This window comes from Saccharothrix texasensis, from assembly GCF_003752005.1.
GTDB lineage: Bacteria > Actinomycetota > Actinomycetes > Mycobacteriales > Pseudonocardiaceae > Actinosynnema > Actinosynnema texasense.
Genome location: NZ_RJKM01000001.1, coordinates 8,560,152 through 8,582,136, shown reverse-complemented (window position 1 = coordinate 8,582,136; position 21,985 = coordinate 8,560,152). Strand labels below are relative to the sequence as shown.

At 72.0% G+C, this 21,985-nt stretch carries 21 protein-coding genes; 9 read left to right on the top strand and 12 right to left on the bottom strand.

From position 1 onward, the window contains the following. The first annotated feature begins 22 nt into the window (after positions 1-22). A complete protein-coding gene (locus tag EDD40_RS38280; protein WP_170185358.1) occupies positions 23-1,066 on the top strand; it encodes an alpha/beta hydrolase family protein in 1,044 nt (347 codons plus the stop codon). A gap of 316 nt (positions 1,067-1,382) precedes the next feature. Beyond that, entirely contained in the window at positions 1,383-2,045 is a 663-nt protein-coding gene (locus EDD40_RS38275; RefSeq protein WP_123747209.1) for a lytic polysaccharide monooxygenase auxiliary activity family 9 protein, read from the top strand. A 102-nt stretch (positions 2,046-2,147) separates the two neighbouring features. On the opposite strand, the gene EDD40_RS38270 is transcribed toward EDD40_RS38275, so the two are convergent. From EDD40_RS38270 to EDD40_RS38240, 7 genes are all read right to left on the bottom strand, one after another. Further along, positions 2,148-2,603, bottom strand: coding sequence for a DUF1877 family protein (locus EDD40_RS38270; protein WP_123747208.1), 456 nt, complete (start codon positions 2,601-2,603; stop codon positions 2,148-2,150). Positions 2,604-2,681: 78 nt separating this feature from the next. Beyond that, positions 2,682-3,299 (bottom strand): hypothetical protein, encoded by a 618-nt coding sequence (locus EDD40_RS38265; RefSeq protein ID WP_148089047.1) that lies wholly within the window; start codon positions 3,297-3,299, stop codon positions 2,682-2,684. A 64-nt stretch (positions 3,300-3,363) separates the two neighbouring features. Beyond that, positions 3,364-4,032: a response regulator transcription factor gene (locus EDD40_RS38260; protein WP_123747206.1), complete on the bottom strand. Its 669-nt coding sequence runs from the start codon at positions 4,030-4,032 to the stop codon at positions 3,364-3,366. A gap of 61 nt (positions 4,033-4,093) precedes the next feature. Continuing rightward, positions 4,094-6,010, bottom strand: a complete 1,917-nt coding sequence (locus EDD40_RS38255; protein ID WP_123747205.1) for a sensor histidine kinase — start codon at positions 6,008-6,010, stop codon at positions 4,094-4,096. 92 nt (positions 6,011-6,102) lie between these two features. Beyond that, complete coding sequence (locus EDD40_RS38250) at positions 6,103-6,579, bottom strand: hypothetical protein (protein WP_123747204.1); 477 nt, start codon at positions 6,577-6,579, stop codon at positions 6,103-6,105. A 684-nt stretch (positions 6,580-7,263) separates the two neighbouring features. Next, positions 7,264-9,375: a putative bifunctional diguanylate cyclase/phosphodiesterase gene (locus EDD40_RS38245; RefSeq protein ID WP_246038199.1), complete on the bottom strand. Its 2,112-nt coding sequence runs from the start codon at positions 9,373-9,375 to the stop codon at positions 7,264-7,266. A 17-nt stretch (positions 9,376-9,392) separates the two neighbouring features. Further along, complete coding sequence (locus tag EDD40_RS38240) at positions 9,393-10,208, bottom strand: SAM-dependent methyltransferase (protein WP_425471306.1); 816 nt, start codon at positions 10,206-10,208, stop codon at positions 9,393-9,395. Between the two features lie 158 nt (positions 10,209-10,366). On the opposite strand from EDD40_RS38240, the gene EDD40_RS38235 reads away from it, so the two are divergent. The 3 genes from EDD40_RS38235 to EDD40_RS38220 all read left to right on the top strand — a co-directional run bounded on the left by EDD40_RS38235 (position 10,367) and on the right by EDD40_RS38220 (position 14,162). Continuing rightward, positions 10,367-11,689, top strand: coding sequence for a cytochrome P450 (locus tag EDD40_RS38235; protein WP_123747201.1), 1,323 nt, complete (start codon positions 10,367-10,369; stop codon positions 11,687-11,689). Between the two features lie 17 nt (positions 11,690-11,706). Next, positions 11,707-12,714, top strand: coding sequence for an alpha/beta hydrolase (locus tag EDD40_RS38230; RefSeq protein WP_246038191.1), 1,008 nt, complete (start codon positions 11,707-11,709; stop codon positions 12,712-12,714). A 1,043-nt stretch (positions 12,715-13,757) separates the two neighbouring features. Beyond that, positions 13,758-14,162 (top strand): hypothetical protein, encoded by a 405-nt coding sequence (locus EDD40_RS38220; protein ID WP_123747198.1) that lies wholly within the window; start codon positions 13,758-13,760, stop codon positions 14,160-14,162. Here EDD40_RS38220 and EDD40_RS38215 read toward each other — a convergent pair. Then, positions 14,078-14,581, bottom strand: a complete 504-nt coding sequence (locus tag EDD40_RS38215; RefSeq protein WP_123747197.1) for a M15 family metallopeptidase — start codon at positions 14,579-14,581, stop codon at positions 14,078-14,080. The two genes, EDD40_RS38220 and EDD40_RS38215, sit on opposite strands and share 85 nt — an antisense overlap. Before the next feature lie 86 nt (positions 14,582-14,667). On the opposite strand from EDD40_RS38215, the gene EDD40_RS38210 reads away from it, so the two are divergent. Further along, entirely contained in the window at positions 14,668-15,363 is a 696-nt protein-coding gene (locus EDD40_RS38210) for a response regulator transcription factor (protein WP_123747196.1), read from the top strand. After that, the gene (locus EDD40_RS38205) at positions 15,356-16,468 is read left to right on the top strand and encodes a sensor histidine kinase (protein WP_123748593.1); all 1,113 of its coding nucleotides are present in this window, start codon (positions 15,356-15,358) and stop codon (positions 16,466-16,468) included. Before EDD40_RS38210 ends, EDD40_RS38205 begins: the two co-directional genes overlap by 8 nt. Positions 16,469-16,494: 26 nt before the next feature. On the opposite strand, the gene vanX is transcribed toward EDD40_RS38205, so the two are convergent. Genes vanX through EDD40_RS38190 form a run of 3 tightly spaced genes read right to left on the bottom strand, consistent with a single transcriptional unit; the run spans position 16,495 to position 19,177 of the window. After that, positions 16,495-17,109, bottom strand: coding sequence for a D-Ala-D-Ala dipeptidase VanX (vanX, locus tag EDD40_RS38200; protein WP_123747195.1), 615 nt, complete (start codon positions 17,107-17,109; stop codon positions 16,495-16,497). Beyond that, positions 17,106-18,137, bottom strand: a complete 1,032-nt coding sequence (vanA, locus tag EDD40_RS38195; protein ID WP_123747194.1) for a D-alanine--(R)-lactate ligase — start codon at positions 18,135-18,137, stop codon at positions 17,106-17,108. Before vanA ends, vanX begins: the two co-directional genes overlap by 4 nt. Further along, a complete protein-coding gene (locus EDD40_RS38190; protein ID WP_123747193.1) occupies positions 18,134-19,177 on the bottom strand; it encodes a D-isomer specific 2-hydroxyacid dehydrogenase family protein in 1,044 nt (347 codons plus the stop codon). The genes vanA and EDD40_RS38190 overlap by 4 nt, the downstream gene beginning before the upstream one ends. Positions 19,178-19,412: 235 nt before the next feature. Between EDD40_RS38190 and EDD40_RS38185 the strand changes: the two genes are divergently transcribed. Next, positions 19,413-20,561 carry a BMP family lipoprotein gene (locus EDD40_RS38185; protein ID WP_123747192.1) on the top strand — a complete coding sequence of 383 codons (1,149 nt, stop codon included), beginning with the start codon at positions 19,413-19,415 and terminating at the stop codon, positions 20,559-20,561. 109 nt (positions 20,562-20,670) lie between these two features. Here EDD40_RS38185 and EDD40_RS38180 read toward each other — a convergent pair whose 3' ends face one another. After that, positions 20,671-21,588 (bottom strand): TauD/TfdA dioxygenase family protein, encoded by a 918-nt coding sequence (locus EDD40_RS38180; protein WP_123747191.1) that lies wholly within the window; start codon positions 21,586-21,588, stop codon positions 20,671-20,673. A 251-nt stretch (positions 21,589-21,839) separates the two neighbouring features. Here EDD40_RS38180 and EDD40_RS44940 point away from each other — a divergent pair, with 251 nt between their 5' ends. Then, positions 21,840-21,923, top strand: a complete 84-nt coding sequence (locus tag EDD40_RS44940; RefSeq protein ID WP_360457754.1) for a putative leader peptide — start codon at positions 21,840-21,842, stop codon at positions 21,921-21,923. Positions 21,924-21,985 lie beyond the last annotated feature (62 nt).

The window sequence follows — 21,985 nt, the reverse complement described above, 5'->3', positions numbered from 1 at the left end:
ACCCGACCGGGAGGCGTCACCGTTGTTCCAACGCCGAACAGCGCTCACCGCGGTGCTGACCACGACCGCGCTCCTCGTCCCGACCGCCGCCGAAGCGACGCCGCGGCCGGTACCGGCCCTCGACCGCGAAGTCGTGTTCACCGTCGAGGGCACGAAGACCTACGGCACGCTCCACGTCCCGGCCCACCGCCGGGGACAACGGCTGCCCGCCGCGCTCCTGCCGCCCGGCAGCGGCCCCACCGACCGCGACGGGAACCAGCCGCCGGCGGTCACCCCCCACACCCTGTCCCACCTCGCCGCCGCGCTGGGCCGACAGGGAATCGTCACCCTGCGCTTCGACAAGTACGGCAGCGGTCGCACCGGCCTGGGCGCCTACGCGAGCCGTCCCGGGGACCTCGACCACCCGGCGTTCGTCCGCCAAGCCGCGGCCGCCTACCGGCTGCTGCGCGCCGAACCCGTCACCGATCCGCGAGCGCTGGTCGTCGCGGGCCACAGCGAAGGCGCGCTCACCGGGCTCCTGCCGGCCGACGAGGTCCGACCGCGCCCGGCCGGCGTGGTGCTGCTGCAACCGCAGGCGATCCGGCTGCTGGACCTGATCGCACGGCAACTGCACGCCCAGCCGGCCGCCGCCGCACGAGGCGGGCAGATCACCCCGGAACAGCAACGGGTCAACGACGAGGGCGTCGACCGCGCGGTCAGCGCCTTGCGGTCGGGCGAACCGCTCGACCCCACCGGTCCCCTGCCCGTCATCGCCCAGTTCTTCCAAGCGCTGTCCGACGGTCCCAGTCGGCGTTTCGTCCTCAGCAACGACCAGGTCGACCCGTCGACCGCCGCCGGCCGGCTGCGGGCAGGCACCCGGGTCCTGCTGACCTGCGGCACCGCCGACGTCCAGGTGCCCTGCGACACCACCGCCCCCCTCGCCGAAGCCCTGCGCCGAGCCGGCGCCGCGGGCCCGGGGCGCACGGTGCTGACCGGCGTGGACCACAACCTGCGCGGCACCGATCCGAACACCCTGACCCCCGCCGTCGTGGACGCCCTGCGCGCCTTCACCGACGGCCTGCGCTGAACCCGACCCGGGTGGGCGGCGGTCGTCGAGCACCGAAGGCCACTCGGCGTCGGCGCCTCACCCGTCCGGCGGGCCGGGCCGTGCTCCGGCCGAGCCCGTCAGACCGGACCCGATCACCGTCGCGACCGCCCGCCGGCACGGGACCGCAGGTCAGCGCCCCGGAAATGGCGAGTGATCCTCAAATTCGGACAATAGGGACCATCACTGAATGTTTCGTTGAAGTTTCGCTGAGTGACGTATAGTCTGAGACTCGCTCTGGGAGCGCTCCCATAAACGATCACCGCCGCTCAACCACCCGAAGAGTGGAGGTTCCTCCATGCGCAAGCGCAGTACCACCGTGTCCGTCACCAAGCGGCATGGCGTCATCGCACTGATCCTCGGTGTGCTGGCCAGCATGCTCGTCATGACGCCGACGGCCACGGCGCACGGCACCATCGTCGGTCCCGCCACCCGCGCCTACCAGTGCTGGCAGGCCTGGGGCAGCCAACACACGAACCCCGCCATGCAGCAGCAGGACCCCATGTGCTGGCAGGCTTTCCAGGCCAACGCCGACACCATGTGGAACTGGATGAGCGCGCTGCGGGACGGCCTCGGTGGCAACTTCCAGGGCGCGACCCCCAACGGTTCGCTCTGCAGCAACAACCTCTCCCGCAACAGCTCCCTGAACAAGCCCGGCAACTGGCGGACCACGAACGTCGGGAGCAGCTTCTCCCTGCACCTGTACGACCAGGCCAGCCACGGTGCGGACTACTTCCGGGTCTACGTCAGCAAGCAGGGGTTCGACCCGACCACCCAGACCCTCGGTTGGAGCAACCTCGACTTCATCACGCAGACCGGCAGGTACGCGCCGGCGAAGGACATCACGTTCAACGTCCAGACCAACGGCTCGTACCGGGGACACCACATCGTGTTCACGATCTGGCAGGCCTCGCACCTCGACCAGGCCTACATGTGGTGCAGTGACGTGAACTTCGGCTAGCACCGGGGTTCACCGAACGCGACGCGAAGAGCACCCGGCCCGGCGCAGCGGCACTCGCGCCGGGCCGGCGCGCTGCGCGGGTGCGGATCCGGTGTCCTCGCCTCAGAAGCTGAAGTGCCGGATCGCCGCGCCGCCGGTCGCGGCCGTCCCCTCGAGGAACACGACCAGGTCGCCGTAGTTCTGCCGCAGGTAGTCGATGTCGCCGTCGTCCCAGAGGTGCCTCATGGGGTAGACCTCCTCCTCGCTCAGCTTCCGCGGGTCGTAGTAGCCGGCCAGCACCTCGAACGGCGTCGCGCCCAACGCCTTGGCGGCTTCGGCGACCATGCCGTCGCTCCAGCCGAAGAGGGTGCACTCCTCGTCGATGGCGTCGCCGTCCTCGTACACGTCGACCCGCACGTCGGCCGCGTCGAGCAGGAACTGGATGCCCGCCCAGGACTTCTCCAGGAAGCAGTACGGCAGGCCTTCGTCGTCCAGGCGCTCCAGCGCCCACTCCGGGTCCCCGAACGCCCGGTCCAACTCCCCCGGGGTGACCCGGGTGAACGACAACGTCATGCCCATGAACCCACCACTCCCACCTCGGCCGCCGCGAACGACGGCCAGTTTTCCACGCCCGCCGCCCCCGCGACCGGCGCCCGGTCACCCGGCCCGGCGGTGGAGGGACGACGAGTCGGGCACGTGCACCCAGCCCTGGCGGGGCACGTACCCGATCTGCACGTTCACGTGCGGCGCGAAGGCCGACGGCGAGATGCCCTCGTAGCCGTGGTGGACCACGGCCCGGTACAGGTCGTCGGACACGACGAGCACCAAGGGCTCGGTCGTCTCCCGCAGCGCCAGCTTCAACCGGGGCGCGTCGAGCAGGCGGCACGACACGTCCAGCAGCTCGCCGTACTGACCGCGCTCGTCGTAGTGCACCTCGCCCGCGTGCACCACGGCCCGCAACCGCAGCGGCAGGTCGGGCCTGCGCGCGTTGTGCAGTGCGAGCAGGCCGCTCAGCTCGGGCACCACCGACCCCAGCAGCACCGTCTTCGGCAGCCGGTCCGACGGCCGGATGAGCACGATCACGCCGTCACCCAGGTCCACCAGGCGGTCGATGTCGTCGTCACCGACGCCGTGCAGCGCCATGGCGTCCATCAGGACCCCGTACATGACCTGGCGCAGCGTCGCCTTCTCCTGGTTGCTGCGGGTCGTGGAACCCTCCATGTCCACCCCGAGGGCGATGCGGTACAGGGGGTGTCGTGCAGTCGCGTTCACCATGACGGAAACCTTGCCGATCCCCGGTTCCCGGGAACAAGCAGTGCGCCGTCCCGCATTTCCGGGTTCACTCCGGCGTGGCGCCGATGCCGTGCTGCCGGGCCTTGTCCACCAGCTCCTGGCGGCTGCGCACCTGCAGCTTGTTCTGGATGTCCACCACGCGGTTGGCCACCGTCTTGCCGGACAACGTGATCTCGTCGGCGATCTGGGCGTTCGTCAGCCCCCTGACCACGAGCAGGAGGGTCTTGTACTCGGACCGGGTGAGGTTGAACGGCAGCTCGCCGCCCGCCGCGGCCGCCGGCATGGTCAGCAGCGCCCGTCCCACGCGCTCGTCGAGCACCATCTTGCCCTCGGCGACCGTGCGCACCGCCTGCACGAGCTCCTTCTCCTCCTTGCGGAGGTAGCCGTGCGCACCCGCCTTCACGGCCGCCAGGACGTGTTCGAGCTCCTCGTGCATGGACAGCACGAGCACCTTGCTCTCCGGCGCCACCTCGGTGATCCGGCGGATGGCGTCGGGCCCGCACATGACCGGGTCGGCGCCTGGGGACAGCGGGATCCTGAGGTCCATGACCACCACGTCGGGGCGGTGCCGCTCGACGGACGCGACGGCGTCCTCGGCATTGCCGGCGTCGTCCACCACGACGATGTCCGGGGCGTACTCCAGCTCGCCCCGGAGTCCCTTGAGGAAGATCGGGTGGTCGTCGACGAGCAGCACCCGGTACCCGGTCTGCGTCATGTGGCGCTCCCAGCGGGTGCGCGGCGCGGCGGCTTCGTCGGCGCCGCGCCGCGCACCCCGCTCAACTCGGTTCGAAGGGGATGTGGGCGGTGATGCGGGTGCCGGGGGTGAGCTGGTCGACGGAGAACACGCCCCCGAGCGCCTTGCAGCGCTCCTTCATGGACGCCAGCCCGATCCCGAACGGGAGTTCGTCCGGCAGTCCCCGGCCGTCGTCGACCACGCTCACCTCGAGCCCGGAACCCGTCCGGTTCAAGGAGATGTGGCACCGCGAGGCGTTCGCGTGGCGGACGACGTTGAGCATGGCCTCGCCGGCGATGAGGAACGCGGCGCGCCCCACCACGGGCGGCACGTCGTCGAGCCGCCCCGTCGGGGTCACCTGGACCTGCAAGCCGTCCGCGATGCTCTCCGCGCGCCGGCGGACCGCCTGGGTCAGGTTGGGCCCGAGGTCGAGCGCCCGGGCGTTGCGCACGACCCGGCGCACGGTGCCGGTGAGCGTCTCCAGGTCCACCAACGCTTCCGCGATCAGCGTGCGGGCGCGGGCGTCGGCCGGCTCCAACGTCCGCAGCGCCACGCCCATCTGCTTGCCGATGCCCACCACGCTCGGCCCGATGTAGTCGTGCAGGTCGTTGCTGATCCGGCGCAGCTCTTCCCGCCGCTCGCGCTCGAACCGGGCGTCGGCCTCGCGCAGCGCCAGCGCCATCCGCGCCGAGTGCACCGCCGGCGCGGCCTGCCCGGCCATGTCCTCCAGCAGCCGCACGTCCCGCCGGCCGAGCACCTCGCCCCTCGCGCGGGCCTCGGCCACGAGCAGCCCGATCTTGCGGCCCTGGTGCCGGAGCACCACCGAGTGCCTGGTCGACCCGGTCTCCGCGCCGTGCACGGCCGACGGCGCGGAGTCGCGGAGGTCCAGGTGCACCGCCACGTACGGCAGCTTCAGGCCCTTGCCCACCCACGACACCACCGCCGGCAGCAGCTCGTGCTGGCGCATGGGGTGCGCCAGGGTCCGGCCGAGTTCGACCAACGCCCGGTACGGGTCGGACCGCGCGCCGTACAACGCGCGGTTCACCGCTCGCAGCAGCACCTTGTGCAGGGGCGCGAGCGACGCGACGACCACGACGGTGGCGATCACGTTCCCCTGGGTGGGCGCCCTCGTCGTGGTGATCAGCACGACGGTGGAGTAGACGCCGATGAGCAGCACACCGAGGAACCCGTACAGCAGGGTGCGGTGCAGGATCAGCTCGATGTCGTACAACCCGTAGCGCATGATCGCGATCACCACTGCCACCGGGAACGCCGCCGCCGCGACCAGCCAGGCTCCCCACGCCTCCCCGAACGCCAGCTCGAGCCCCAGCGCGGGCACGAAGACGAGCGAGCCGGCCAGCACCCACCACACCACGCGGCGCTGCGCCCCTCCCGGGGTCCGCCACCCGCGCACCGCCAGCGACGCCATCGCGGCGCACATCGCCACCACGAACGAGGCGAACCCGACCGCCGCGACCGCCACCGGCACGCCCCGGCGCGCGGTGCCGGCGAAGACCTGGTGCCAGAACTCGGCCGGATCACCCCAGGCCGCCCACCCGAGCCCGACGGCGGGCAGGAGCACGCCGACCGCCGCGATCCCGACGGCGACCCACCAGCGCCGGCCGGGCGGCCGACCCGTGGGGAACAGCAGGAGCACGACCGGCAGCAACGAGTAGGTCGGCCACCACGACCAGGCGCTCACCCACGCCAGCCAGCGCTGGTCCGGCAGCACCGTCGCCCCGGCGGCCAGCGCGCCGCTCACGCCGGTCGCGAGCAGGCACCACCCCACCGGGTTGCGCTGCGCGTGGGCGACGACCCGTTCACCGAGCAGGCAGTACACGACCGCGATGAACCAGCTGTGCGGGTGCGACGGAGGGGCGGCGCCACCCAGGCGCAACGCCACCGCCGCCGCGACCAGCCCGACCGCGCCGACCGCGAGCAGCCGGGCCAGGAGCAGCACCCGGTTCCCGCGTCTGTTCCCCTTGTCCCCTGACGCCCTGTCCACCACACGTCCCCCTGCTACGAGCCGACCCACCCCGCCCCCGCGCGACCTCACGACGTGCCGTTGAGCCAGTGCCAGAAGTTGTGGCACGGCGAGCCCTCGTCGTACCGCACGACGTCCCGGTAGACGAACTCCACGACGTCCGGCACCGCCGCGCCGGCGAACGCGGTGACGTCGCCCTCGCCGACGGGCAGCGCGGTCCCGCCGTCGTCGCCCGCGACGTGCGAGTGCCGGTGCACGTCGACCCCCACGTCCGCCATGATGCCCAGGCCCAGCGCCGCGCGCATCGTCTTGAGGTCCGGCAGGAGCCCGGCTTCGGCCACCGGCCCGTAGCGGGACTCGAACCAGACCAGACCCTCGGCGACCCGTTCCGGGCCGACCACCGCGGCGGTGGCGTGGGCGCCGGTGAAGTGGGGGTTGCCGGCCGGCGCGGTCGCCGCGTACAGGCGGAACACCTCGTACCACTCGGCCAGGTCGCCCAGGACGGGGTGCGAGAGCTGCCCTCGGTCTTCGGTGGGTGCGGTCATCGGCTCTTCCTCCGGTTTCGCTCGTGTCCTGGTGCAGCCTGTCGAGCCCGGCGTCCCGGGAACCAGGGGTCTCCATCCTGGATTTCCGGGCGACCCCGCACGCGAATCCCGACCGGCCCGGGACAAGATCCGACACATCTTGGTGAAGAGTCCGGCACAGTGCCCGCGATCATCGTGATCGCGTTCCTCCGCGGACCAATGGGGCTCGATACTCGCACATGATGACCACGATTCACCGGCTTGGCAACCGCAATAAGTCGACCGGCGCTTACCCGCAATCCTGCGGTCGACCGCGCCGCACGTACCTCAGGGGCAGGCCTTCTACCAGCGAGAACGCGAACCGACAAGGTCAGTTGACGCAGAAGGGCGAAAACATCGTGAAACGAACCGGGTGGCGATCAGCAAGACCCCGAACAGCCATGCCGCGAATTGCCGGCACGGGCAGGAGCGCTTCTCCACAAAACACCGGACGGCCTTTCGCCGTCGATTGTCGAGCGGGCGCGCGAGACGCAACGTGCCGTCCGCACCGAGTGCGGCACGTGCCGGCGGTCGTGTTGTGGTGCGGGGTGCGGGGTGCGGCGACCGCGGGATCCGCCGGGTCCCGGCCAGGTCGGGCGGCGCGGCGTGCGGCAGCCGCCCCGGCCGGGGGTGATCACCGGACTCCGGCAGCAGGGCGGGGTGGCCCTACGGCGACGACCTCGGCGCGAGCGTCGCCTGGAAGGCGGCGGCGGAGTCGTCGGGACCGAAGAGCGGACCGGTGGCCAGCTCCGCGCCGGCCTCCCGCCACCAGGCGGCCTGGTCCGCGGTGGTGACACCGCAGACCGCGACGACCGCGCCCGTGTCGCGCAGAGCCGCGGTCAGGGCGTTCGCATAGCCTGCGTTCGCCGTGTCCCCGAGATCGGTGAAGCGCTTGGCCACCCGGATGACCCGCACACCGAGGTCCCGCGCGGCGGTGAAGTCGTCCGGCCCCAGGGCGAAGTCCTCCAGCGCCGTGCGCACGCCCATCTCGGCCAGCACGGAGAGGTTGTCCACCGCCTCGGCCACCCTCGCCACCCGCGCCGGGATGCCGACCACCAACCGGTCCGCCGGCAGCCCGGCGGTGTCCAGCACCCGCACCACCCGCGGCACGAGGTCGGCGTCGCACGCCTGGTGCGCGGTCAGCGCCACGGTCAACGGCGAGGCGAAGCCGTTGCGCCGGCGCCACCAGTGGACCTGACCGGCCGCGCCGCCGAGCAGCCACTCCCCCAGCGGCAGGACGAGACCCGTCCGCTCGGCGAGCCCGAGGCACTCCTCGTGCCCGAGCGGTCCTCCCGGCCGCTCCCAGCGCAGCACCGCCTCCACCCCCGCCACGCCGCCGTCCGCCAGCCGCGTCACGGGCCGGTAGTGGACGGCGATCTCGCCCCTCTCCCACGCGCCCGGCATGCCGACGGCCAGCGCGTGCGTCGACCGCTCCGCGACGTCCCGCTCCGGGTCGAACACCTCCCACTGCCCGCGCCGCCGCGTCCTGGCCCGCCGCAAGGCCTGGTCGGCCGCGCGCAGCAGCTCGGCCGGGTCGTCGTCGCGACCGCCTCGCGCGACGCCGATCGAGGTGGAGAGCGCCAGGCCGTGCCCGTCGACGTACAGGGGTTCGGCCAGCTCCCGGTTGACGGCGGTGGCGATGGTGGCGATGTCCGGCGTCGTCGCCGTGTTCTCCACGAGGATGCCGAACTCGTCGCCGTCGAGCCGGGCGACCATCGCCTTCTCCCGCGCCACCAACGACTTCAACCGCTGCGCGACGTGCACCAGCAGCCGTTCCCCGGCGCGGCGGCCGAGGCTGTCGCACACCATGCCCAACGCGTCGAGGTCCAGGTGCATCAGCGTCAGGCCGTGCGCGGGGTCGGCCCGCCGCACCGCGCTCTCCAGGTGGGTGCTGAAGAACTGGCGGTTCGGCAGGCCGGTGAGCACGTCGTGCAGCGCCTGCCGGTTCAGCTCGTTCTGCAGCAGCACCAGCTCGGTGCCGTCCTCGACGACCACGACGAAGTGGCTCGACGCGTCGCCGGCGTCACCCACCAGCGACGCGGTCAGCGAGATCCGGGCGACGTCGCCGTCCTGGCGCAGCAGCCGCTGCGACTGCCGGACCCGGTCCTGCGCGCCCTCGACCACGGCGCGCATCCCCTCGCGCAGCATCCCGACCGTGTCGGGGTGCACGAGGTCGAACAGGCTCGTCCCGGTCAGCTCCGCGACCGTGCGGCCGAGGATCTCGCCGATGGCGGCGTTGGCGCGCACGAGCAGGCCGGCCGGGTCGGCGATCAGGACGCCGCTCGCCGACGACGTGACGACCTCGTCGAACCTGGCTTCGCTCTCCTTCAGGTTCCACTTGGCGTCGCGCACGGCCTTGAGCAGCGACAGCTGCATGCGTTCCTGCTGCTCGAACACGGCGCGCCGGTTCGCGGTGAGGAAACCGGTGGCCAGCGCGCCGATCGCGAGCGCCAGCCGGTCCGCGTGGGCGTCGACCGGCTGGAACTCGGGCAGCGACGCGAGCCCCTTGCCGAGGACCTCGACGGTGCGGCGCAGTCCGTCCTCGCCGACGTACCCGGTCGCGACGACCTCCTCGCCGATCCGCTCGACCGCCGCCGCGTCGAACGGGTCGACGGCCAGGACCGAGCACAGCGCGTCGAGCCGGTTGCGCAGTTCGCGCCCCAGCTCCTCGGTGGTCAGGGCGGTCGCCGCGACACCGCTCAGGAGGTAGGTCCACTTGCCCGCGAGGAGGTCCCGCGCGCGGGCGCCGTCCGGTGGCGTCGGAGAGGGCTCGGGCACGGGCAAGTTGTGCGGGATCATCGTTTTCGGGCGACTCCGCCGTAGATGACCATGTTCATCCCCGGGGTCTGGGACATGTCGCCGGGGCCGGCGGGCCGCCACGCCGAGCACCCGACCAGGCCCGGCTCGACCACCTCGAAGTCGCCGAACAGCGCCAGCACCTGCTCGTGCGAGCGCTCATTGAGCTGGTCGGCGCTGCGGCTGTCCTTGATCAGGTCCGTCACGTCGGTCAGGCTCTCGTCCTGGTTGTCGGCGGTGACGTGGGTGATCGCCAGGTGGCTGCCGGGCGCCAGCGCGTCGCGGTAGGTCGACATCAGCCCCCACGGGTCGGCCTCGTCCGGCACCCAGTGCAGCATCATCAGCACGAGCAGGCCGACGGGCCGGTCGAAGTCGAGCAGCCGCCGGGTCTCGGGGTGGTCGAGGATCGCCCCGGGGTCGCGCATGTCGGCGTGCACGACGGCCGCGTGGTCGTTGTCCGCCAGCATCAGCTCGCTGTGCGCCACCGCGATCGGGTCCTTGTCGACGTACACGACCCGGCACGTCGGGTCCGCGGCCTGGGCAACCTCGTGCACGTTGGCGACGGTGGGGATGCCGGAGCCGATGTCGAGGAACTGGGTGATGCCCTGCCCGATCATGTGCCGGACGGCCCGGCCGAGGAAGGCGCGGTTCACCCGGGCCGCGGACCTGGCGTCGGGCATGATCCGCTCGACCTGCGCCGCGAGTTCCCGGTCGACCGCGAAATTGTGGGCGCCGCCCAGCAGGTAATCGTACGTGCGGGCCATGCTCGGCACCGAAACGTCGACGCTCTGGGGAATCCACTCCCGTTGCACCACTGCGAACACCCCTTTCGGAAGAGGGGATCATCCTAACCAGGCGGTCGGTATCGACACTGCGCCACCCGAGTGTGCATAGTCACCCGATCGGGCACTGTCACTATCACCCGAACGGCTTCTATGGTGGGCCGTCCCGTCAACAGCGACGAGGAGCGGACATGCCCGTCCCGGCAGCCCCGGGCCGTCTTCCCGTGCTCGGCCACACCGTGTCGATGCTGCGCCGCCGACAGCTGTTCACCGCATTATTGCGGAATCACGGCGATGTCGTCCGGATTGACCTGGGAACGATGCGCACCTATTTTGTGACGAACCCTCGATTAGTCCACGAACTACTCGTCACCAAGGGATCGTCATTCAGGAAGGGCGCCTTGTTCGACAGGTTCCAGCCGATCTTCGGCAACGGGCTGGCCACGTCGAACGGCGAGTTCCACCAGCGCCAGCGCCGGATGGTGCAACCCGCCTTCCACCGGCGGCGCATCGCCCACTACGTCGACACCATGGCGCGCGCCGCGGCCGACTGGACGGCCGGCTGGCGCCCCGGACAGGTGCGCGTGCTCGAAGAGGACACCCAGGCGCTGGCCGTCACCATCGTGGGCGAGGCGCTGTTCTCCACCGAACTGGGCAGGCACGCGGTCGACGAGGTGCGCCGGTCGTTGTTCACCGTGCTCAAGCAGGGCATGGTCCGCGCGCTGTCGCCGTCGTTCGTCGAGAAGCTGCCCCTGCCGGGCAACCGCGCGTTCGACGAGGCCGTGGCGCGGATGCGGGCGATCGTGCTCGACGTCGTGCGCAGGTGGCGGGAGGACGGCGTCGACCGGGGCGACCTGCTGTCGGTGCTGCTGACGGCCCAGGACCAGGACACCGGCGCGGGCATGTCCGACGAGCAGGTCCACGACGAGGTCATGACGCTGCTCGTCGGCGGTGTCGAGACCACCGCGCTGGCGCTGGCCTGGGCGTTCCACGAGCTCGCCCGGCACCCGGAGGTCGAGCGGCGCGTGCACGCCGAGGTGGACGAGGTGCTCGGCGGCCGCACACCCACCTTCGCCGACGTCGGCGACCTGGTCTACCTCAAGCGGGTCGCCAACGAGGTGCTGCGGATGTACCCGGTGTGGTTCCTGATGCGGCGCACCCTCACGCCGGTCGAACTGGGCGACGCGGCGCTGCCCGCGGGCGCCGAGGTGATCTTCAGCCCGCACGCCCTGCACCACGACCCGGTGTCGTTCGAGGACCCCTACCGCTTCGACCCGGACCGGTGGACCCCGGAACGCGCCGGGCGGATCCCGAAGGGCGCGTTCGTCCCGTTCGGCGCGGGCGCGCGCCAGTGCGTCGGGAACCTGTTCGCCCAGACCGAGATCGTCGTCGCGCTCGCCACCGTGGCGGCGCGGTGGCGGCTGGTCCCCGTGCCGGGCAAGCCGGTGCGCGTCAAGTTCACCTCCGCCGCGTACCCCAGCGGAATGCTGATGACGGCGGTTCCCCGAAATTGAGTTGGAGGACGTTGCCCGTGGGTTGGTCGCGTTTGCGCCGGATCGTCGCCGTCGCGCTGGTCGCCGCCGGTACCTGCCTCGCACCCGGCACGGCCGGCGCGGCGCCGGCCGTGTGCGAGGACGTGAGGGTGCCGGTGGCGGTCGCGTTGACGGCGCACTCCGTGTACGGCCGGTTGTGCGTGCCGGAGGGCGCCACGACGCTGCAGGTGCTGGTGCCCGGTGGCACGTACAACAGCGCGTACTGGGACATCGGCTACTCCCCGGAGAACCTGTCCTACCGGCAGGCGATGAACCGGGCGGGCATCGCGACCGTCGCCGTCGACCGGCTCGGCAGCGGGCGCAGCTCCAAGCCGTTGAGCGTCCTGCTCGGCCTCTCCACCCAGGCCAAGGCGGTGCACGCGGTGATCCAGTCGCTGCGGCCGCGGTTCGAACGGGTCGTGCTGGTCGGCCACTCGATCGGCTCGGCGGTGGCCACGACCGAGGCGGTCACGTACCGCGACGTGGACGGCGTGGTGCTCACCGGCCTCAGCCACCAGATCAACCTGCCGGGCGCGGTGCCGGTGTTCACCACCCTGATCCCGACCACGCTCGACCCCCGGACGGTCGGGCGCGGCCTCGACCTCGGCTACCTGACCACGATCGCCGGTTCCCGGTACTCGTCGTTCCACTCCCCCGGCGTGGCGGAGCGGGGCGCGCTCGACTTCGACGAGGCCACCAAGGACGTCGTCACACCGCTGGAAACCGTGAGCACGGTGCTGATCAGCGAACTGCTCCCGCTGTCACGCCGCATCACCGTGCCGGTCATGGTCGTCATGGGCGGTCGCGACGGGAACTTCTGCGGCCCGCCGCTCGGCGCGGACTGCTCGTCCAGCGAGGCGCTGCGCCTGTCGGAGGGGCGGTTCTACGCGCCCGAAGCCCGGCTGAACGCCTATGTCGTCCCCGGTTACGGGCATTCGCTCAACTTCTCGCCGAACGCGCCGGGCTACCACCGGGCGGTCGCCGAGTGGACCGACCGGATCGGCTGACCCGACCTGCCGGAGTGATCACGGACACGGAAGTGTGAATCCGGAAATATTCCGCATCCAGTGCTGCTGTCCATCGTTTGCCACCGCGCCGGACAACGCGGCGGAGTCGCCCGCGGAATTGCGTTGCCGCGCGCCGCCCGATGGGATTCGGTTGACGTGTTCCGGCCGTTCGGCCGTCATTCGCGGGTCGGGTGAGCTGTGACCGGCTCCGAGGGCCGGGTTTCGCCGGAAGTGGTGAGCCAGACCGGAAACGCGTCCGGCGGGTGGACCGTGATCCAGGCCGGCGGGAACGTGACCGTCCACGGTCACGTGTCGGCCGTGCCGGCGGACCAGCCGGTGGAATCGGTCCCGCTCCCACCGGGAGTCGGTCGGAGGCCGTCGCCTCCGGGCGCGTTCGTCGGTCGCGTCGCCGAGCCGGCACGGCTGGACGCCGCAGCGGTCGGCCGCGGGGCCGTGGTGGCGGTGCACGGTCCCGGAGGGGTGGGCAAGAGCGCCTTGGTCGCGCGGTTCGCCCCGGCGACGAGGTGGTGGAGCTGCTGTGCCGGCGGCTGCGGCAGGAGTGGCCGGAGGCCGACCTGACGGGCGCCGCGGCCCTGTGCGACGAGCTCGGCCGGCGCGGTTCCCGGGCTGGACGCCCACCGCGTCGAGCGACTCGGTGCCGCTCCTCGTGGCGGAGTTCCACGCGAGCCCCGACCACGAAGAGCGCTGCCGGATCGTCCGGGAACTGGCCAGGTCGGGCACCACGGCGGCGCGGGAGGCCCTGAGGTCCTCGACCCCGAGGCACGCCATCGAACAGCTCACGATCCGGGAAGCGCATCCTGGACGGCCGGCGCAAGCCGCCGCCGACCAGCCGGCAGGACTGGTTCAAGGCCAAGGCCCAACCGGCCTACGCCACCGTCGCCCTCGCCAGGGCGGCGGCCGCGGCGCGCACCGCGGGCGGTGGCGGGGGCGAACCGCCGTTCAACCTCGACCGGACGGCGCTGGGCCTGGGCGGCGAGGGTCCCGGCGAGCCCCGCGTCTCCGTCGACCTGTCCACCATCGACATGCCGGAGGACGGCCTCGACCACGTCGTCTTCAAGGCCACGCTGAACGACCGGCACACCGATGTCCGGGTCGAGGCGGGCGTCGTCGCGCCGGCGGACGACCCGGCGCTCGACCACCCGCAGAGCCTCGAACAGGCGCTGAAGGACGTGCTCCGCGAACTCCGGGAGAGCCCGCCCGCGATCGAGCCGCAGCCCTCGGGGAAGCCGCAGGCCGTCGCCGTCATCCCGGACTCGAACGCGGCCGTCGCCAAGACCGAGGACGAGGTGCTGACGGCGGCGATCCGAGGCGCCCGGCCGGGCTCGGCGAGCGGGCAGCCGGTTCACGGCCGCATCCTCGGGTCGTGCGTGGGGTCGGCGTACATGGGCGGGCAGCCGTCGACGACGGCCTCCGGACGCAGTTCGTAGTGCCACGGCTCGTTGCGGTAGACCTGGCACAGGCCGTGCTCGGCGCCGTGCTCGGACAGCCACGCCCTGGCGGCGGGCGGCCCGAGGTCGACCGCGTCCCCCGACACGTGGGCCGACGTGCCGGGGCTCGCCACCCAGCGGGCGGCTTCCCCTGCCGAGCCGTACTTCGCGACCGCCTCCCGGAACAGCCGCTCCTGGTACTCGGGGGACCGCCAACCGCCGTTGACGAGGACCTCGACCCCGTCGGCCGCGGCGGCCGTCGCGGCGCGGCGCAGGGCCCCGAGCAGCTCTGGCCGGAGGTTGGCCACGGCCGGGGTCTCGTCGTCGAAGACCGTCACGGGGTGCGGGACGGCGCCCTGCTCGCGCCGGCCGGCCGAGGGGTCCGGCCTCCGGGTTCGGGTCGGTTCGCTCAGGCGCATGCCCCGAACCAACCCGGCGCGGTGTTGCCGGCGCGTTCGCGCTTTCGGATATGCCGACGATATGTGCCCGGTCGTAGCATCGGGGCATGCGCGTGCTGGTCGTCGAGGACGAGCCCTACCTGGCCGAGGCGATCCGGGACGGGCTGCGCCTGCAGGCGATCGCCGCCGACATCGCCGGCGACGGCGACACCGCGCTGGAGATGCTGGGCGTCAACTCCTACGACATCGCCGTGCTCGACCGCGACATCCCCGGACCGTCCGGCGACGAGGTCGCCGAGAGCATCGTCGCGTCCGGCAGCGGCATGCCGATCCTCATGCTCACCGCGGCCGACCGGCTCGACGACAAGGCCTCCGGGTTCGAGCTCGGCGCCGACGACTACCTCACCAAGCCGTTCGAGCTGCGGGAGCTCGTGCTGCGGCTCAGGGCGCTCGACCGCAGGCGCGCGCACAACCGGCCGCCCGTGCGGGAGATCGCGGGACTGCGGCTGGACCCGTTCCGCCGCGAGGTCTACCGCGACGGCCGGTACGTGGCGCTGACCAGGAAGCAGTTCGCCGTGCTCGAAGTCCTCGTCGCCGCCGAAGGGGGTGTCGTCAGCGCCGAGGAGCTGCTGGAGCGGGCGTGGGACGAGAACGCCGACCCCTTCACCAACGCGGTGCGGATCACGGTCTCCGCGCTGCGCAAGCGCCTCGGCGAACCCTGGGTCATCGCCACCGTGCCGGGCGTCGGCTACCGCATCGACCCGGCGCCCGGCGACGGGCGTGGGGCACGGGACCGTGGGTAGGCAGCCCGGGTTGAGCGTCCGCCTCAAGCTCACCCTCAGCTACGCCGGGTTCCTCATGCTCGCCGGCGGCCTGCTGCTCACCGTCGTGTGGGTGTTCCTGCTGCGCTACGTGCCCGAGGTCATCGCCCCCGACCTGCCGGGGAGGTGGCCGCCCGGCCCGTCGGTGCCCGACCGCACCGCCCTGGAGCGCGCCTTCGTGCCGAAGGCGGCCGTGGTGATGGTGGTCCTGCTGGTGTTCGGCCTGCTGGGCGGGTGGCTGCTGGCCGGCAGCATGCTCGCGCCCCTGACCCGCATCACCCACGCCACCCGCCTGGCCGCGAACGGCTCGCTCTCCCACCGGATCGGGCTGGAGGGCCGCCACGACGAGTTCCGCGAGCTCGCCGACGCCTTCGACACCATGCTCGCGCGGATCGAGGCGCACGACGCCGAGCAGCAGCGGTTCGCCGCCAACGCGTCGCACGAGCTGCGCACCCCGCTGGCGATCACCCAGACGCTCCTCGACGTCGCCCGCAACGACCCGGACCGCGACGCGGGCGAACTCGTCGACCGCCTCCACTTCGTGAACACCCGGGCGATCGACCTCACCGAGGCGCTGCTCCTGCTCAGCCGCGCCAACCAGCGGTCCTTCACCAAGGAGCACGTCGACCTGTCCCTGATAGCGGAGGAAGCCGCCGAGACGCTCCTGCCCCTCGCGGAGAAGCGGGGCCTCACCATCGAGACCTCCGGCGACCTGACGCCCACCGCCGGCTCGCACGCGCTCCTGCTGCAGATGACGACGAACCTCGTGCACAACGCGATCGTCCACAACCTGCCGGAAGGGGGCACCGTGCGGGTCACGACCGGCGCCCACCCCGCGAAGGCGGTGCTCACGGTCGAGAACACCGGCGAGAAGCTCACGCCGCAGGTGGTCTCGACGTTCACCGAACCGTTCCAGCGCGGCACCCAGCGCGTGCGCAGCGACCACGCGGGCGTCGGGCTCGGCCTGGCGATCGTCCGGAGCATCGCCCAGGCCCACGGCGGAACGCTCACCCTCGCCCCGCGAGCCGGCGGAGGGCTCCGCATCACGGTCCGGCTGCCCCTCGCGCCACCGCCCACCGACCGGTGACCGGTGGACCGGTGGACCGGTGACGCTCAGGTCGACGTGATGGGGAAGTCGAAGTAGCGGTCCGGGTACGGCTCGTCCGCCAGCGCGTAGTGCCACCACTCGCAGTCGTACGACCGGAAACCGCAGTCCTCCATGATCGAGCGGAGGTGCCGGCGGTTGTCCGCCTCGACCGGGGTGAGCCCCGTCGCGCCGTGGTGCGAGACGGGGTCCATCAGGTCGTGGCCGCCACCCGTGGCGGCGAGCTCACCGGTCGCCAGGTGGTAGAGCGTCAGGTCGACCGCGCTGCCCCTGGTGTGGCCCGACCTGGCGGCCACGTACCCCTTCCCGACCATCTCGGCGCGGTCGATGGCCGGGTAGTGCCGCGGCTTCGTCCGACCGTCCTCCGGTTGCCGCGTCCAGCGCAGGAAGTGGTCCACCGCGCGTTGCGGGCGGTAGCCGTCCCAGACGAGCAGGCCGAAGCCCAGGGTGGCGGCCTTCTCCTGCGCGCTCCGCAGGGCCGCGCCCAGCGCCCGCGTGCCGACGACCCGGTTCGCCGCGTAGCCGTCCACGGGTCCGCCGGTGAAGTTGTCCCCGGTGGCGTACTTGGCGTCCCAGCGCAGTCCGGGCACGAACTCGTCGAGGAAGACGAAGTCGTCGTTCACCGGGCCGCTCCGGCCAGGGCCAGCGACACGACCCGGTCGATCACCTCGCCGAGCGGCATCCCGGCCGCCGCCATCATCCTCGGGTACCGGCTGTACGAGGTCAGGCCGGGCAGGGTGTTGACCTCGTTGAGGACCACCGTCCCGTCCTCCGTCAGGAACATGTCCACCCGAGCCAGTCCCCGGCAGCCGAGAGCGCGGTACACGGTCTTCGCGGTCTCCTGGACGAGCGCGCGCGCCTCGGCCGGGATGTCGGCCGGGACGATCGCCGTCGAGTTCTCGGAGCCGCTCTCCGGCTCGCTCTCCTGGTGGATCCGGAAGAAGCCGTGCGAGAGCGCGATCCGGTCCACCTCGCCGGCGACCGGGTCCGCCGCGTCGCCCAGGATGGCGCAGCCGACCTCGCTGCCGACGACGGCCCGCTCCAGCACCACCTTCGAGTCGTACTGCCTCGCGGTCTCCACCGCGTCCGCCAAGTCCTCCGGCCGGGTCACCTCGCTGACGCCGAAGGACGATCCCGAACGGGCCGGCTTCACGAACACCGGGTAGGACAGCCGGTCGGGTTCGACCCGCTCGTCCTTCTCGACGACCCTGAAGTCCGGCGTGGCGATCCCCGCGGCGCGGGCGACGAGGTAGGCGAGGGACTTGTCCATGCACAGGGCGGAGCTCTGCACGTCGCAGCCCGCGTAGGGGATGCCGGAGAGCTCCAGCAGGCCCTGCGTCGCGCCGTCCTCGCCGAGCCTGCCGTGCAGGACGGGCAGCACCACGTCCAGTTCGATCGTCCGGTACCGCCCCTCCTCCAGCACCAGCAGTCCCCGCGCGTCGCGGTCCGGCGACAGCACGACCGGGCGGGAACCGCCGTTCTCCCACCCCGGTTCCGGACCGTCGCAGAGCCGCCAGGCGCCGCTCCGGGTGATCCCCACGTAGAACGGCTCGTACTTGTCGGTGTCGAGGTGCTTGGCCACCTCCCGGGCGGATTTGACGGAGACGGAGTGCTCTTCGGAGCGACCCCCGAACACGATGCCGATCTTCATATCCAGTGCTGCTTTCTGCTCTCGAAGTCACGACAGTTGATGAGGGAGTTCGCCACGGTGTCGCGGAGCGCGTGGTCGGTGTGGTAGGCGGTGTGCGGTGTGATCACCACGTTCGGCAGTCGCCGCAACCGCGACAGGTGCTCGTGGTCGAGGGGCCGGTTCCGGCGGTCGGCGTAGAAGATCCCCTCCTCCCCTTCGAGCACGTCCAGCGCCGCGCCGCCCAACCGGCCGCTCTCCAAGGCGGGGAGGAGCGCGTCGGTGTCGATCAGCCCACCCCGCCCGGTGTTGACGACGAACGCGCCGTGCTTCATCCGCTCGATGCGCCGGCGGTTCAACAGGTGGCGCGTGGCCGCGGTGAGCGGCGTGTGGAGCGTGACGACGTCGCTCTGCCGGAGCAGTTCGTCGAGCGGCACGTGCTCGGCCGACGACCCGGGTCGGACGTCGTGGGCCAGCTGCCGACACCCGAAGCCCCGCAGCCGGTCGACGACCGCGGCGCCGATGCGGCCCGTGCCGACCACCCCGACGGTCAGGTCGCGCAGTTCCCGCCCGGGCAGGTCGGGCAACCTGTAGTCGTGGGCATCCGCGCGCCTGAGGACGGACCCCGCGTTCCGCACCGCCATCAGCATCAACATCACCGTGTAGTCGGCCACGCTGTGGGGCGAGTACTCGACGGTCCCGACGGTGATGCCGACGCTCGCCGCGTAGGCCACGTCGATGTGGTCGTCGCCGATGCTCCTCGTGGAGAGGTAGGCCACACCGACTTGGCTGAGCGCGAGCAGGGTCGGGTTGGTGATCCGGGTCTTGTGGCCCACACTCACGCACCGGTTCCCCGAGGCCAGTGCCGCGTTGGCCGTGGACACCGCCTCCCCGGTGATGGTCGGCGCCACGCCGAAGCGAGGCGCCAGCTCGCGGAACAGGACGGCTTCGTCCGGTCCGCAGCCGTACACCGTGATGCCCAGCGGCGGGCCGGGCGGGGAGGACCGGGGCGCCGGTGATCGGGTGCGGCGGGCCGACGGCAGTGCCGGTTCGCGGTCGGTCATGGCGCCAGTCAAGGCGAAGCGGCGTTGCCGGCACGTATGCGGTTCCCGATATGCCGACCATATGTTACCGACCAGTAGCACGGAGGCGGTCGCCCGACCGTCGACCGGCCGAGCCCTTCCCAGCAGATGAACGCTCGTCCGAACGGTCGCGTCGAGCAGGTACGGTCCGTCGCGCAAGCGCTGACACGACCCACCAGGGGAAGTGTCCGCCCGAAGAACTGGGAGGGAACGAGCCGTGCGCCGTCCTGTCCGTGGCACCGCTGTCGTCGCGCTCGCGCTGACCGGCCTCCTGGTGGTGAGCGCGTGCGCGAAGGACTCCGGTGGCAGCAGCACCGGGTCGACCGCCACCGGCGCCGCTTGCGAGTTCGCGACGCCGCCCGGCGCGCCCGCCACCTCGAACACCGGCACCACCGAGGCCGACGGAGTGAAGGTCGACGGCAGCGCGCTGAAGATCGGTCTGGCCTACGACATCGGCGGCCGTGGCGACGCGTCGTTCAACGACCTCGCCGCCGCCGGGTTCGACCGGGCCATCGCGGACTTCGGCGTGCGCAAGGAGAACACCCGCGAGCTCTCCGCCTCGCCGAACGAGGACGAGTCGGTGAAGCAGTCCCGCCTGCGCCAGCTCGCGCGCGAGGGCTTCAACCCGATCGTCGGCGTCGGCTTCGCCTACACCGAGTCGCTGAAGGTCGTCGCGCCGGAGTTCCCGGAGGTCCGGTTCGGTCTGGTCGACTCGGCGGTGGAGGGCGCGGCCAACGTCACGCCGCTGGTCTTCGCCGAGCAGGAGGGCGCGTTCCTCGCCGGTGTCGTGGCCGCGTACCAGAGCAAGAAGTGCCACGTCGGGTTCGTCGGCGGCGTGGACATCCCGCTGATCCACAAGTTCGAGGCCGGCTACGCGCAGGGCGCGAAGGCCGCCGCGCCGAACATCGTGGTCGAGAAGAAGTACATCACCCCGGCCACCGACTTCACCGGCTTCCAGGACCCGGCGAAGGGGCTGGAGACCGCGAAGGGCCTCATCGAGAAGGGCGCGGACGTCCTCTACCCCGCCGCCGGCGCGTCCGGCATCGGCGTCTTCTCCGCGGTCAAGCAGGCGGGTGTGCTGGCGATCGGGTGCGACGCCGACCAGTACAACCAGCCCTCGCTCGCGGACACCCGGGACGTCATCGTCGCGTCGAGCCTCAAGCGCGTCGACGTGGCGGTGTACGACTTCTTCAGCGCCGCCGCGCGCAACGACCTGGCGTCGCTGCCGAAGGTCTTCGACCTCAAGGTGGACGGCGTCGGGTACGCCACGTCGGGCGGCAAGGTCGACGCGAAGCTGCAGGGCATCCTCGAAGGCTTCAAGGCGCAGATCATCGACGGCTCGATCAAGGTCGCGGACAAGCCGTAGTCCACCGGTCCGCGGCCGCCGGGCCGGGTGGGGGTGCCGTCCCCGCCCGGCCCGGCGGTCCGCCGGGGGCCGGACGCGCCCCGGCGGGCGGCGGTCGGGGCGGGAGCGGTCAGAGCGCGGAGAAGTGGGCCGCGTCGCCGACCACCGTGGTGCTCGTGACGCCGTCCACGCTGACCGGGACGTCACCCGCGATGGTGATGCGGTGCAGACGGCGGCGCGCGTCGTCGTAGTCGGCGACGCCGTAGTGCTGGGTGGCGCGGTTGTCCCAGATCGCCACGTCGCCGTCGGCCCACTGCCAGCGCACCGTGTTCTCCAGCCTGGTCACCCGGTCCTGGAGCAGTCGGTGGACCGACTGCGACTCGGCGTTCGTCAGCCCCACGATCCGCTTGACGAAGTGGCCCAGCAGCAACGCCCGCTCGCCGGTCTCCGGGTGCACGCGCACGACCGGGTGCTCGGTCTCGTAGCGCTGCGACTCGAACTCGTCGCGGTAGGACTCCTCCTTCACGTCCACCCCGCCGATGCGGGTCGAGTCCACGTGCCCGGCGTAGTCGTAGACGTTGCTGTGCACCGCCCACAGCCGGTCCACCAACGCCTTCAACGCCGGCGGCAGCTCCTCGTAGGCGCGCACCGTGTTGGCCCACACCGTGTTGCCCCCGTAGGGCGGCAGCTCGACCGCGCGCAGGATGCTGATCGCGGGCACGCGGTCGACGAACGTGACGTCGGTGTGCCAGCTGTTGGCCTTGCCGTAGTCGGAGTCGATCGGCAGCACGTTGGCGTGCTCGCGGCCCTTGACGGTCGGGTGGGCCAGCGTCGGCTCGCCGAGCAGCCGGGCGAAGGCGAGCTGGCCGTCGTCGTCCAGGTGCTCCTGGCCGCGGAAGAACACCACCTTGTGGGCCAGCAGCGCGTCCCGGACGGTCGCGACGGCGCCCTCGGACAGGTCGCCGCCCAGCCGGACGCCGCCGATCCGCGCGCCGATGCCCGCGCCGAGCCGGTGGACGGTGATCGTGTCGGAAAGCTGTGCGGTCATCACGGTGTCCTCTCGTGGGAATGCGTTCGCACTTCACGATGGGCAGCCACGGGTGTCGGCCACAACATTGCGCGGCGGTGAATTAAGTCGTCCCAGCACGCGGACGCGGTTGACACGACCGAGCGCCTCGACACTTCTTTGCGCGGCGCAAAGAAGTGCCCCGTGTCCAGCTCCGCGAACCGCCGACTCCATGATGTGGGACGGCCACCGAGCCCGTTGACCCGGCCTGACCTGGGTGTGAGGCTCGTCGGGTGAGCCAAGCCGTCAACCTCACCTCGCGCCGGCACGTCGACCTCCGACGGCAAGCCGGCGCCCTCTGTCGCGCCGGTCGCTGAACGCGCCTCCCCTTTCTCGCCACTCGGGTCCCGCGACCCGGTATTTCGGCCTGCCCGCATTT